General features: G+C 39.8%; 10 protein-coding genes. All 10 read right to left on the bottom strand.

What is annotated here, in order from left to right; all coding sequences use genetic code 11:
* Window positions 1–775 precede the first annotated feature (775 nt).
* The 10 genes from F3H20_RS05160 to F3H20_RS05115 all read right to left on the bottom strand — a co-directional run bounded on the left by F3H20_RS05160 (window position 776) and on the right by F3H20_RS05115 (window position 13,214).
* Complete coding sequence (locus F3H20_RS05160) at window positions 776–1,645, bottom strand: hypothetical protein (protein WP_149733879.1); 870 nt, start codon at window positions 1,643–1,645, stop codon at window positions 776–778.
* 42 nt (window positions 1,646–1,687) lie between these two features.
* On the bottom strand, window positions 1,688–5,458 hold the full coding sequence (locus tag F3H20_RS05155; protein ID WP_149733878.1) for a hypothetical protein: 3,771 nt from the start codon (window positions 5,456–5,458) through the stop codon (window positions 1,688–1,690).
* A gap of 207 nt (window positions 5,459–5,665) precedes the next feature.
* Window positions 5,666–6,235, bottom strand: a complete 570-nt coding sequence (locus F3H20_RS05150; RefSeq protein WP_149733877.1) for a hypothetical protein — start codon at window positions 6,233–6,235, stop codon at window positions 5,666–5,668.
* A gap of 126 nt (window positions 6,236–6,361) precedes the next feature.
* Window positions 6,362–7,561: a DUF3800 domain-containing protein gene (locus F3H20_RS05145; RefSeq protein ID WP_149733876.1), complete on the bottom strand. Its 1,200-nt coding sequence runs from the start codon at window positions 7,559–7,561 to the stop codon at window positions 6,362–6,364.
* Between the two features lie 328 nt (window positions 7,562–7,889).
* Window positions 7,890–8,072, bottom strand: coding sequence for a 4-oxalocrotonate tautomerase DmpI (gene dmpI, locus F3H20_RS05140; protein WP_149733875.1), 183 nt, complete (start codon window positions 8,070–8,072; stop codon window positions 7,890–7,892).
* Between the two features lie 112 nt (window positions 8,073–8,184).
* A complete protein-coding gene (locus F3H20_RS05135; protein WP_149733874.1) occupies window positions 8,185–8,745 on the bottom strand; it encodes a flavin reductase family protein in 561 nt (186 codons plus the stop codon).
* A gap of 231 nt (window positions 8,746–8,976) precedes the next feature.
* The gene (locus tag F3H20_RS05130; protein WP_149733873.1) at window positions 8,977–9,354 is read right to left on the bottom strand and encodes a nuclear transport factor 2 family protein; all 378 of its coding nucleotides are present in this window, start codon (window positions 9,352–9,354) and stop codon (window positions 8,977–8,979) included.
* 223 nt (window positions 9,355–9,577) lie between these two features.
* A complete protein-coding gene (locus tag F3H20_RS05125) occupies window positions 9,578–10,126 on the bottom strand; it encodes a carbohydrate binding domain-containing protein (RefSeq protein WP_149733872.1) in 549 nt (182 codons plus the stop codon).
* A gap of 33 nt (window positions 10,127–10,159) precedes the next feature.
* Entirely contained in the window at window positions 10,160–12,046 is a 1,887-nt protein-coding gene (locus tag F3H20_RS05120; protein ID WP_149733871.1) for a glycoside hydrolase family 9 protein, read from the bottom strand.
* 574 nt (window positions 12,047–12,620) lie between these two features.
* Window positions 12,621–13,214: an AAA family ATPase gene (locus F3H20_RS05115; RefSeq protein WP_149733870.1), complete on the bottom strand. Its 594-nt coding sequence runs from the start codon at window positions 13,212–13,214 to the stop codon at window positions 12,621–12,623.
* Window positions 13,215–13,489 lie beyond the last annotated feature (275 nt).

Here is a 13,489-nt window from a genome sequence, read left to right as displayed (position 1 = left end):
TTGATCGTTATCTTTGAATTTCCTATAAATATATTACCAATTCTTTAGAACAGGACCATAGTCCTGCAGATTTCGCCCTTAAATAACCAAAAATTACAAATAATTCATCGCCAACCAATTAAAAAGCCAGGCAGTCAAATCATTTCTGATTGGACCGTCTGGCTTCTATCTGGCTATATTCATTCTGAAAAAACATTATTTTTTTATGTCTTCGAATAGAATTTTCACTATAGGATTGATAGTGCTCTGTTTTTGGCTGAAACTCTTTTAAAGAAACAAATTTCACCATAGAGGTTAAACAATATTATAGAAATGCCATCAAATCCATCGCTGACTTCATCAAACTCACACTCGAAGACCACTCTACCACGGTATAGTTTCCTTCATGAATACATTGTTTTATTTGCCATTGCAGCACAGTTCCTCTTTTATTCCAATCAATAAACCATTTGCATCTTTACATCAAGAAGGGACGGTTCATTCGATTCGTTTACTATTTATTTTATTTTTACTTCGCCAAACTTACAACTTCAGATTTCTTTTAACATACCATAAACATCGATTCAAGAGGACCATCCCTGAGATTTTTATTATCCAATTGAATCGCTCCTAAAAAGTAATCCAGCCTATGTTAATTCTAACATACTAATAAACTTCGAAGATCAAGGAAATATCCACGAAAGATTCTACGCAAATATTATCTTTTGCCCCTTTGAGCGTACTATCGAATATTGTCCGTCTTCTAACTTATACTCCTGCAACTATTTTTCTTTTTTCATCGACTATTGCCTTGGTAAGAATACTGGACTATCAATGGATGATGTCTATAGTGTCTTGAAACTTCAAATTCTGGAATATAAGGATTTCTTCTTATGCTATTCATTAAGTCCCAATAACAAAATTTAATTGTTGGATTTAAAATAGTACTCGGGGAGTTATAGCTGTATGTTCTCTCTTTACCACTAGTGTATGAACGAAGGAACTCTGGTTGTAAATAATGATGAATTCCCCACCGAATGTTGTTTAAGTATTTTACAATTGTACTACTAAGATGCCCCAGTATATTGCCTTCACCATGAAACCAGTTTTGATAATCCTCCAAAGCTAAAAGACATTCCATCGTTTCTTTGTTCACATTATTATCTTTCAAAATTCTTTGCATCTTTGTTGCACAAGCCGACAGACGAGTAAAGTTATGTTTTGAGACATTGCCACCTATATACAAGAACTCTAAATAGGTAATCTTTAAATCGATCTTTAAATTAATTGTTGGAAACCATAATTGCTTTATTGTAATTTCAGTTTCAAGCCAATTATAGAATTCGGTAACGGGCTTTATAAGGTAGGCTATTGAATTATCTTTGTCAAACGCTGGTGAAGAACAAACATCATTTAATAATGATATATAACTTGATTTTTTCAGTCCAAATCCACTTGCTGGCATTGATAAAAAATCAACAAGATAAATACTAAAATATTCTTGATGAATATTTGTTTTAAAACGCACGACTGAACCATGTTCAAAATGATGGATGTCTAAGGAATTATAATTCACAATCGAATCGATAATATCTATAGCAGCTTTCAAAATTAAAATTTCTTTTTCCAATTCATTTAGCGAGAATAGCAGAGGCTTGTTTTTCATAATTTAAAATCACCCCAATATTACGAATAAAGTTTTCCTCCTTTAATTAAATTTAGATAACTCATCTATTGTTAGAAACGTAACATCCGAAAACTTACTTGCCATATACTGCGTTGGATTCGGTTTACTGAAACAAACAATATTTCGAATACGAATCTTGCGATCGTCCATCCCAAGATTCTTGGCAACTCGTTGAGCCTTTTCATTTAGAAATACACAACGATCTAAATGTTTTCTTAATTCATCCCGTTTTCCGTCTGGTAATACTCGGCCGCTAAAATGATTTAATTGCTCAGCAATTTCATTTGGGTTTTTAGTTAGCTTTAAATCCTTGCACTCAATAGCCAAGATGTTATTTTGACCTGGTTTCCAAGCAAGAACATCAACATCACCATAATTTCTATCAGGCGTCTTTTCATTCAGTAATTCAGTTACTGGTATTTCAATACGAATTTCATAGCCTGCCTTTTTCATAACACCTGCAACTTCATTAACAAATGAGTGGCTCTGTCGAGCCTTTTCATCATCTATCCAATGTTTCATTACTGATGACTTACATTTTGAGGTAGCAATTTCGGCCTCATAGTACTGGGAAATTGTATGCATAATTCCATCTAAGATCAAACCAGGTGAGACGATATATCTTGGATTATCGTTGTTTTCCAATTGAATAACAGGTCGTGCAACCAAAGACAATGCTCGTCCAAATAGCCAAGGATACCAATCCCTATTTGAGAATCCCTTAGGTGCCTTATCCCAAGCTTCACGGGGCCAAAGAGAAAAACGTTCCAAGAATATCTGAGCATCTTCTTTCGTCGTAAATTCACTATTGCCGCAATAAGTCAGAAGTTCATCTTTATTTGCAATAAAAACACATTGTTCTTTTTCGATTGCCAAATTCTCCAGCGCATCTCGTGTTCCACGCATTGAATCAATCGATAATCCAAACTCGGCCTTAAATGCAGCTAAAAAGTCATCAGGAAATATTCCTTGTACAGTAGGTATAGGCTGAGAAGCTTCAAAATGTTTCTCATATCGAGTCTTCTCATAATCAAGTCGTTTCGACTCAAACTCTTGACCAAACGGATCAACTACTTCATCACGAAACCCGGTATGAGACAAAATATCCCCATTAGGTGCAATTTTGATTTCCGGCTTCATTACCCCTTTCATAATGGCATCTGATAATCCGCCAAAGTTAAATATAAAAAGTATATCACTCATCAAAGGTGTTAAATCAAGCACTCCAACATGTTCTCCACCATCTAAAGGACATTCTGAAATCGCCATTTCCACCAGCAACCGTAAAGCTAGCGTTGAGGCATTACAACGTGCAAGCTGTTCAATCGCTACTGCCTTGGTAGACTTCGGGTTCTCACGCAATGCAATCACCGCTCTAATTGTACGCCGCCATTGTAATCTTTGGTTTTCAACTCCTTCTATATATCGCAGAGCTTGTTCAATAAACTGTACACGATTCAAAGTATGAAGCTTTATTTGCATACGCTCCCAAATTTTCTCTATAACTTTATTTAAGAAACGAGTACTTTCTTCTGCTGTTTGAAATCTATCTCCGGTACTCCTATTCTGCACTAACCAACCTAAGCCTAATTTACTCATTGCTGCGTCTGCACCATCAATAAAAAGCGTATTGGACTGATCATAGCAATAAATGTGATCACGAAAACGATTTGCTTCAAACATATGAAAGTATCGAGCATCATCATTTGGAACAATTTTATCCTCAAGTATATCTAATAACTCTTCGCGTGGTATTTCACCTGTAAGCTGAAGTGTGCCGTTTGCAACAGCTCGCATAATCAAACGCTCGGCAATATTTTGAGGATTGTAAAAGTTAACAAAAAATGAATCATGAAATTTAATGCGGATCGTATTTTTTTCTTGCTCGATCAAAAGTGTATTATGTGAGTTATTTATTCGTTTTGTAATCGAATTAATGTCTTCATACTCTTCCTTCACATCGCTGAAATCTAAAATAACTTGCACCACTTTATTGGCAATCTTATGTAAGTGATATTCAAAAACTGAGACAGCTCTACCAATCCAATTGTGAACCGCATCCCAAACTTTGAAAACCATATCACCCGATAGTCCAGTAGCTCCGGTCTCAGTTAAAACCCACCAAATAGATTTTTTACCAACCCATGCTCCTAAAAACTGACCTTGACGTGCAGCGTCTATACAAGCATAAAGAGGTTGATTTACATCATCCGGAAAATAACTATTAATACCTTTTTTCCGCATTCGAACCAGCTTGCCATTAGGTAATGGTAAAACATGCAAATCCCAACCTTGACGAATTTTTCTCCTAATCTCAGCAAGAGAATCGGTTGGAATCATCATATGAATTGGTTTATCACCAAACTCAACATCTGCTGGTATCATTAAGTAGTTTGTATCTACCCACCAACCATAAAGATTCAATAAACCGTTAGCATTAGCAATTGACACACCTTGTTTTTTTAGGTGCCTTGCCTGCTTAATCAATTTCCATAAAAATAAAGGCGAAGCTTCAGATGTCCACGCAAGCGTTTGAAAATCAGGCGCGGATATGAATTCAATCAACCAATCCGGCGTTTCTTGGACCGCTCGAAATCCATTCGGACGTCCATAACCACACCCAATCACCAATGTCAAACCTTGCTTAAAGCCTTCTTGCTTTCGGAAATAGGAACGAGCGTCTTTGATATGTATTTTAATTTGGTTATTATATTCATCCATGATTTCAGGCTCATATGCCAAAAGGCCATGTTGCTGATGGCCGGAAATACTGTCAATTACTGCAATAACTTGTATATAACGGCCTGAATCAAATTCTCTAGTAAGAGTCATCAAATACTTATCTGGAACACCTTCTACCGGAATGCTCCCTCTAGGAAAAGCTGCTCCCATAACCGGATTCTCCCGTAGAAACTCTTGATATTCTAAAACAAGGTGTTTATCAAATCCCTTTTGATAACCCTGCTGTATCATCCAATTTAAGATATGCGTCCGCACAGCAAAGCTTATGCTATTGGGTAATAGAACAAGCCACTTATCGTTCTCCTTTACTATTGGATGCTGCTGAAGATCACTTTCCTCTAAGGACTGCTCCTTCAATTTATTTGTATGTTGCAAATCAAAAATAAAAGGCTCAAGATCTACAGGCAAGATTTCAAGACGTTGCAAATCCTCTAATGTGAATACGATAGTTTTACTAAGCGCTTTCAATTCCTTATCAGAAGGGATTCTGACATAGCCTTTATCACTACCTCCTCCTGGCATAAAGCGGTTAAGATGGCGTCGATCGGCAATTTCTTCACTAAGCATTAAGATTCCGTATACCTCGCGGTTCAATTGACGTGTGCTCGGACCATCTGGTAGTGTTCTGATTACGTTCAATAACCTTTGGAGATAAAAATCACTACTTTCCCAAACCCCTTCAAATATTCGGATGTTCCCCACTTCAGTAATCACATTAGTTATAAACACATCTTCTACCGGGTCTTCTAAATTAGCGAAAGAAGTCGCGCCCAATTCCTTATTAAGCCATAAATGAATGTGCTGTGCTATCGGTTCTTTATTTCCTAAGGAATGTGACAGAATAATATGGATTAACATTTCAAGGCGAAGAGTATTTGCATATAATGCTGGCAAAGTCAATAAACCCGAAATTAGCGCTGCTGCCTTAATTGGATGAAATGGCCTAAGCTTCTTTTTTAGACTTGGCCTATCTTGTATGGTGTGAGAAATTTCTCGACTTGGGGCCATTGAAGCAAACATGTCCAAAAAATCATGATAATCCTCGTTCATTATTTCCTCCAATAAGTTAATTTCTCAGATGCTAAAACATATAATATTATCTTTTCACTAATCTTTTTCTCCGCTGAAAAATATCTGGTAAGTTTCATTGTCAATTTACACAAGCCTTATTCCATCCAACTGTAAAAATCGGTATGCGGTTCCATTAGTATTTCGGCACACCCAATGAATGATATACGCTGATTTTCACTTTTAATATCATTTGCTTGTTAACGGCTGAAAATTATTAAGCATTTCGGTAAGGTCTGCAAAAAGCTCCTCATACCTTTCCACACGGCTATCAGCAACAATTTTATAATAGGTATCTTCTAATACGAATTGCACGAAGATTATGTTTCTAACAATCACACTATCATCAGATCGTTGTACAACCGCGAAAAGAGCTTTGTGTCCCTTGACATATATTATTTTATTTTCAAGCAGTGTATAAGTTTTTTCAGAATCAAACGCAGACTTAATTCGTTTACAAAGTTCTTCCTCACTAAATTCATCCAATGAAAAAACCGTTTCTTTATTCAGCATACTTATCGGGAAAGACTTTATAGTAATATTACCGATAATATAATTTGCATCATTGATACGTTTCATTTTCCAAAACAATGCGCCATTCTCTTTCGTTGAATTAGATATAAAGAACCACTCTTCAGGTAAACTAATCTTGAAGTTTTGGTCTTGATTCTCATATTCACGGGCACTACAAATTCCTTGTAAAATAATAAGAAGTACAAATGTGAATATAAATATATAACGTTTTTTATAAAACCGCATGATATTTCTCCCTATGTTCAGAGGGTCGGTTCAGCAACCTTTTATTAAAATTACAGTCCTTATTTCTCGTGCTCACTTCCCTCTCCCACTGGCCGCTGTCTAAAACAAAAAGGTTATTTAGATTTTTCAAGAGTCACCAAAATACCGCTTAAGCTTAACCAATGCCGGGTCGTCCAGTATATCCAGCGCGCCGTCTGTCTGTTTTTCTATTTGCTTGAGGCATTTTTCAATCCGGCTGAGCATGGGGCCGACGATACCGCTCGTTTGGTTTATATAGGCGTATATATCCTTGACGCAAGTGGGAATTTTATAGCCCTGCGCGCTGCTGGCGATCAGCACGCCAGCGTCTCTCAGCGGCGCTACGATCCGGCGATACAGATACTCCCGCGTAACTTTTACTTCCGAAAGGGTTGACAGCATTCTGATTAATTCACTGGAATGAATATACAGGGAATCGCTGATATTGTGGGCTGTAAACAGCAATCTTTTTAAGAATAAAATACGTAGGCGAATCTCTTCCTCATCGGCATGTTTATTGCGGTCAATATAGGTTGCCGCACATTGATCGGCCAGTGCATAGATCTGCTGATCAAACGAAGGGTTGGCATTCGCGCCCGCCGTATAAGGTACGATTTGCTTAGGAAACCTGATGATTTCTCGAATCTTACTGCCGCATATTTTAAGTGCGTCAGGCGCTTTGTCATCCGTCACATGCTGCAGGATAGACCCGGCGATAAAGTCCGCAATTTGTACGATATGACTATCACGACTGTCTACATAATCAAAATCATATTCATTAAACAGATTCGGGGCCGGTCTATTTCTACGAACATAGCTCCGGAACCCTGCCTGAAACTCGGAGGTTCCATATTCCTCTTCTACGATTTTCAGTTTCGGATAAAAAGCATACATCGACTCGTACAACTGCTGATGTAGAAACTTTATAAAAGTTCCTTTATACTCCGTAAGCGGTGAATCTTTATAAAATGCCTGCTTGTCCGCCATAAGAATAATGAGCGAAAACTCCAAATTCAACAATTCGGCTACTATTTTTGCCCGTTGGGAATGCTTGTTGCCAAGCGAACTCGACTTGATTTCACCTTTCCCAAAATATTTTCGGCGCAATTCGTCGGCCTTTTGCTCGATTTCAAACAGGTTCTCATTGTTGACCACCACGGCGCAAACAATATAATGCGTGGAAACACCGTCTTTTTCAAAATCAAAGCCGAAGTTGCCGCATTCAGCAATATATGCCGTGCGTCCGGGCTGTGTGGTAAAATGATTCAAACGCTCAATATCCTCAAACGTTAACTGATATCCTTCCATACGTAGTCCTCCTCACGGCATGTATTTCACTTTGCTGTAAAAGCCACAATAAACTTAAAATTTAATAGCCTTTCGAGTTTTATAGAAGCATTATCTTTGAATTCCCTATGAATATTCTACCAATTCTCCAGTTCAGAACCATAGTCCTGCAGTTTCGGCCCTGAAATAACCAAAACTTACAAAATATTCATTGCTACCCCATGACGAAAAAAGTCAGGCAGTCAAACCATTTTCTGATTTGACCGCCTGACTTTTTTATCCGGCTATAGCTTGCTCAAGGCAAGCTCTGTATAGGATTCTTTGAGGCTAACGGCAGGACTTCCCGCTTTTATCTATCAGATAAAAGCTGTCCGGCGACACCGATATTGTCTTTCTCGTTTTCTTTTATCAAAACGGTAATACTCTGTTTCGGTACATTCAGGATGTTCAAGGTTGATTCGGTAAACTCCTGTACTAACTTGGCCTTCTGTTCCCTGCTCATTTTTGATGCTTCTAAGGTAATAACCGGCATGCTAATCTCTCCTTTTTATTATTAGTTATTTTTTTCTTTTAATTCCAGAAATATAGCCGCCACATCCAGCTTGGCTTTTCCATCTCCTTTCCGCAACGCTGGAAATCCTAAGTCAGGCATCCTTATAATCCTTTCCCGCACTCCAGCATTTCGCTATGACATCACCGGTCTTCAAGTAACTCCTCGTTGGCATCTCAAATAAAACCGGTCTGATTTTTTCATAATTAATCTTGCCCGCCTCATCCAGCATGTCTTCTTCCACATAGGTATTCACTACCTTCAAAATGAAATTATCATAGATGCCATGATCATAGACATCCACCACTTCACATTCCATCGAGAGATAGGCTTTATCAATGAGCGGCGCATTTTTTAATTCACCCATATGATAGGCAAACACCTTTGATTTATCCGTCTTGCTTCCCGTCGCAGTACCGACATAATCGGCCTCGACCAGCATAGCTTCGTTCACCAGATTGATGGATACGGTTTTATTCTCCTTGATGCCCCGGTTGCTGTAATGCTCCTTCCGGCTGCTGATCATAACACGGTCTATTCCGATGAGGCCAATATGGGCAATGTTCAGCCAGTTTACTCTGCCCTCAACCACGGTTCCAACCACTGTCGCCGGTGTGGGGTATAATCCAATCACGGAGCCAATGTTTTTCTTCATCCGCAGTAGTCCCCTTCATTAAAAGTTTTGGATTTATCCACCTGCAAAATCCAAACTCTGCTATTATTTTAGTAACTATAGCTCATTTTAGCAAGAACGCACTTTTTAGTATTATAGTACCCAAAAGGAAAGTAAGTTTTGCGGCTAACAAACACAGTTTCATATAACCAGTATACCCGGCAAGTATATTCATACTCCGGCATACAGCCATTGGAGCAGTCACCGGGTCCTTTAGCATTCACCATAGGGTTGATAATGCTTTGATTTGGACTGAAACTCTTTTAGAGAAACAATTTTTCCACAGGAGTTAAACAATACTATGGAAACACCGTCAAATTCATCACAGACTCCGTCAAATTCGCACTCGAAATACCACTCTACCACGGTATAGTTTCCTTCATGAATGCATTGTTTTATTTGCCATTCCAGCACGGTCCCTCTTTTATTCCAGTCATGAAACCATTTCAATACTTGTTGAAGCCCCTGATATTCCGGACCATAACATTCACTATAATAAACATCTTCGGCAAGTATATGTCCTAAATTGCCTGGATCGTTAGTAAGCCATGAAGCAAAATACTTTTGGATGTTGAATTCCCTTAATCTCATGCTTATCTACTCCTCTCCCATAAATTCATTTTACATGCAAGATTGCTATATTCACAGATATATTTCCTTATTTTCTCTTTAATATTGCCAAAAACAAAACCCTATAGTTTGCCGGTTTATTCCGCGTCTACCTAGCAGCGCGACCGGTTACGCGCATCCTGCTTAATGAGCAAAAGGATATCACCATCATCGGTGATATCCTTTTGCCGGGTAGAGGTATGGGTTATTTATAGAGCTTCATATTGGAGAAGGAGATTGTTCCTTTACCGCTAAGCGGTGAAATATTTAAGGTACGGACAGGAACCAGGGAAAAAGGCTTATCTGTATCCGCTCCTGCCGGCTGGTAATCGGTTCTTGCGGCAAAATCACTAAAGGGGACAGTCACCGTTTTGCCTTTGGCTGAATCGTCAACAAGGATAACTTCATAGGAGACACCGTTGCCATCAATTAATTCCAGTCTTACTTTGTTCCCGGTGCCGCCGGCCATGGTAAACTGCAACCCGCTAAAAGCCGACCAATCTTCGTAAAATTGTTCACAGGTCGCGCCCAGCCAGCCGCCTTTTTGCAGTACATATTCGATTTTCAGTGCACCCTGGGCATCGACCACCGGCTTTATGACCGATGCCCCGTCTGAAAAGGGTTTTTGTCCGGCAAAATAACTAATATATTCCCTGGCCGGATCGCCGGTACCTTTTACCGCAGGTTCGGCGGCAAATACTGTAGTGAAGAGACTCACCACAAGCAGCATCGTGAAGATAAACAGTTTTTTCATTGTTTTCCTCCTTCATTCCCATAGAGTTTCGCATTACCGTATGGTTTTGTTTTGCACGGAAAGCTTGAGAGCTTCCGCAGTAAGCTTATCGTCAGGTTGTGAAAAATAGGCTAAGAGATAGGATACCGGCGCCGTATAATCGATCGCGTATTCATTGGTGGAATAGGAGGCGCTTACGTCAAAATAAACTTTGGCAGGCGGCCATTTTTCATTGGAAACGGTCTTTGCCTGCAGCGGGTCCCCGCCCGGCCAATTATTGGGACCGCCGACAAGCTGTCCCGGAACTTTTATGCCGGTACTTTCCGCAATGCGGTTGTGAACGTGTTGGGGTGCTCTGATCCCGGCGCCCGTTACATAACTGACTCCGTTCGTGTTTCTGCCCAGCAGGTAGTGGATTTGCTCCAGGGCGCCCTGTACATATTCGGGCCGGGGTTGCAGTTGGTAAGCCAGCAGCAGCATGTTGCCTTTGGCCGCAGCAATTCGATTGGAAGCCCAGGTATATTCGTCATTTCGCAGTGAGCAGCCGTACCCGTCAGCAGCAATTTGTTTCACCGTGTTATCTGCATACTGGAGAAATGCTTTTCTCGTCTTTGCCTGTAATGCCTGATCTGCCTTTGGATTGGTTATATAAGCCCACTGTCCCAATGCAAGAGTATTCATCCAGGAGAATGCATCGGGAACGACAGTCAGGATGGCGGCAGGCGTGGCCTTGAGATAGGCTTCATAGGTTTTATCTCCTGTAGTCTTAAACAATTCTGCCGCAATCCAGATGCGTTCTTCTGCATCGGCCGGCATTGGCAAGGTGGGATTCTCCTTTTTTACAGAAGAAAGCCAGGTACGCTGTCCGTTCTCTTTTGTTTTTTCATAAGGGCCTGAGCCGTTATCCTGATTTGCGTCCATCCGGAAGATCGGTTCCGGGTGGCTTTCTAAGAAGGCAAAGGCTTTTTGGGCAGAGTCTAACAGGATTTGGGCATATGCAGGATCGTACGGTTCATAAATGCGGGCGGCCATCGCATTGGTTGCGCCAAAAATAGCCGTGCCATAGGTAGAAAGGCCATAAATATAACGGTTCTGTACATCTTCTTCCGGCCTGATCTTTAAATCCGGCCAATACTTGCCTGAGGTTTTGAGATATACACCACCGTCGGGGCGCTGCATTTTCAACATCCAATCCAGTTCGTACTTCATTTCCGCCAATACGTCAGGCATAGCCGTGGATGGGTCAACGGTTGACAGGCCTGCCGGGAAAAACATTTGCCCTTTTGTAAACTTTTCCGGATGCTGTTCATAGGCCAGTAACAGATTGGCGACCGTGACCCCGGCCGTGGGGATATACTTGCCAAAATCACCGGCATCATACCAGCCGCCGCTTACATCCAGGATTTGTCCGGCCGTACTGACATCATCGGTAAAGAACACTTTGGCAGTCTTATATTTCTCATGGCTGGCGGCATAGCTCAAACCGGTGACCGGGTCATTAACAGCCGTGTTGCAGCGCGCCAGAGTAAAAGACCGCAGCGTATGTATAAAGGGAATATTATATACATTATTTTCAATTTTAAAGGGGTCGGAAGTGCCTATACCATCAACAGCGACGATATATGTGCCAGTCGCCGTAATCGCCGAAAAATCAGCCTGTCTGACAGTATCGCCTGAGGAAATATCTAAGCGCGGGGCCGACAGTTTCCCCTTGTAGATCAGCTTGTTAGTAACGGCATCGACTACTTTAAATTCTTTTGCCCCTTTACCGGCAACAATCGTTGCAACCTTGGGATAATCCGGGAGGTAGCCCACTAGATCGACATGGATTTTTTCAACACCTGTCCCGCTATCGGGAGCTGCGTACACGGGTACTAGCAAAAGCAACGCCAGAACTGAGATCACACCGAGTATCATGAGCGTGTTAAGCAGGTTCTTCATTCATTTTTCCTCCATGTTATTTGTCGTGATACTGCCCACATTTTTTCCCTTAGTTGGTTCAACTCCTTTCATCAGTTTTTGGGGGAAGGATTAACATATAACTGCAGCCCAGTCCGCAACTGAACCGGATTTCTCTGGAAACTGTGCCGGCTGGGGTTGGCGGCTAACTAAGGTTCCTTCAGGCGCTTAGTTTTATAAAGTTTCATTTCAACGCTCTGATTTATTAAGAATTCGTTTATTTTCCATTTATTAAGCAATAATCATGCCAAACACTATGGACTGTTATTCTTTTACAGTTTTAGATATTATGCCAGCTTATGTCTATTAGTGTTTCAGATAACAAGCCCTGTGTTTTAGCGTTTGCTTACATATTAAAACAGTAGAAATCTTTAATAAATGGCTGTCAGTTCGCTATCCTTGGCCAATACTATACAATCTCCAGCCCGCTGCTTCAGTTTCACCCGGTCTGGATTGTATAAAAAAATCCCCAGCCAAAGCCGGAGATTCAGTAAAATTCTATATTGATTTATAACCGCCCAATTATTACAGACACTATCACGTGTAAAATAAGCCTTTATAAATCGGTTACGTCTAATTGTAAGGCGTGAAATAACTGAGAAAGCCTCTCTAATTCTACGACTTCATGGCTATTATCAAATTGAATAATTTCTACATTAGTCCACTTACATTGGTTTTTCTCAATACTTTCGATATAAGTATTCCAATTGGCAAATTTCCAGACATCACGTTCTAAAGCACGCAATTGCATCCTTTTTTTCAATACCGAATAATCAATAGTAATCTGTAAAACGATAGGTTTTACTTTTTCCCAGTTACAGTGTTGTTTTAATTGACTAATATAATCCTGATTAGAAAAATAAGCGCCAAAAGGTGCGTCAAGAATTACTGAGCGGCCAAGACGTAAGTTATCATCGGCAATATTCAGCAATGTTTGATATTCTATCTCCCTCACTACTTCCGTATAATATGCGCACCCATCACGGTCATGCGGAGAATATCCCTTAGCCTGAAGCAGTAAACCGGTAAAATGGTTACACAGAATATCTTTATCTAAGTAGCAAAAATTATATCTTTCTGCTACTTTCCTTGCAATCGTTGACTTTCCTGATGCAGCGGCACCAATTAGAAAAATTGCTATTGGTTCCATAAACAAATCCCCCTCTAATTCGCATATGCAAATTCAATTCATTAGATGTGCATCCCATATTCATTACCAATTCTGCAAATCCCGGCTCTAAATTAAATTTTAGGCTCATCTATATTCAATTTGTTTATAGATTATACTGATTTATGCAAAAATTCAACAGTTTTTTATTTTCATAAATTATATTGAAGTTTCTGATAAAAATATACTATACTATACTATAAATAGATTCATATTAACGAATGCGATTCGCATATACGAATTTAAGTGTAAATAAG

The sequence above is a fragment of the Propionispora hippei DSM 15287 genome, from assembly GCF_900141835.1.
In the GTDB taxonomy this organism is placed as follows: Bacteria; Bacillota; Negativicutes; order Propionisporales; family Propionisporaceae; genus Propionispora; species Propionispora hippei.
This window is presented reverse-complemented; position numbering and strand designations above follow the sequence as displayed.

What these genes read in the sequence shown, in the direction of transcription:
- F3H20_RS05150 (WP_149733877.1), bottom strand. Translation starts at nt 6,235, where the DNA reads ATGCGGTTTTATAAAAAACGTTATATATTTATATTCACATTTGTACTT.
- dmpI (WP_149733875.1), bottom strand. Translation starts at nt 8,072, where the DNA reads ATGCCGGTTATTACCTTAGAAGCATCAAAAATGAGCAGGGAACAGAAG.
- F3H20_RS05160 (WP_149733879.1), bottom strand. Translation starts at nt 1,645, where the DNA reads ATGAAAAACAAGCCTCTGCTATTCTCGCTAAATGAATTGGAAAAAGAA.
- F3H20_RS05125 (WP_149733872.1), bottom strand. Translation starts at nt 10,126, where the DNA reads ATGAAAAAACTGTTTATCTTCACGATGCTGCTTGTGGTGAGTCTCTTC.
- F3H20_RS05130 (WP_149733873.1), bottom strand. Translation starts at nt 9,354, where the DNA reads ATGAGATTAAGGGAATTCAACATCCAAAAGTATTTTGCTTCATGGCTT.
- F3H20_RS05115 (WP_149733870.1), bottom strand. Translation starts at nt 13,214, where the DNA reads ATGGAACCAATAGCAATTTTTCTAATTGGTGCCGCTGCATCAGGAAAG.
- F3H20_RS05135 (WP_149733874.1), bottom strand. Translation starts at nt 8,745, where the DNA reads ATGAAGAAAAACATTGGCTCCGTGATTGGATTATACCCCACACCGGCG.
- F3H20_RS05155 (WP_149733878.1), bottom strand. Translation starts at nt 5,458, where the DNA reads ATGAACGAGGATTATCATGATTTTTTGGACATGTTTGCTTCAATGGCC.
- F3H20_RS05145 (WP_149733876.1), bottom strand. Translation starts at nt 7,561, where the DNA reads ATGGAAGGATATCAGTTAACGTTTGAGGATATTGAGCGTTTGAATCAT.
- F3H20_RS05120 (WP_149733871.1), bottom strand. Translation starts at nt 12,046, where the DNA reads ATGAAGAACCTGCTTAACACGCTCATGATACTCGGTGTGATCTCAGTT.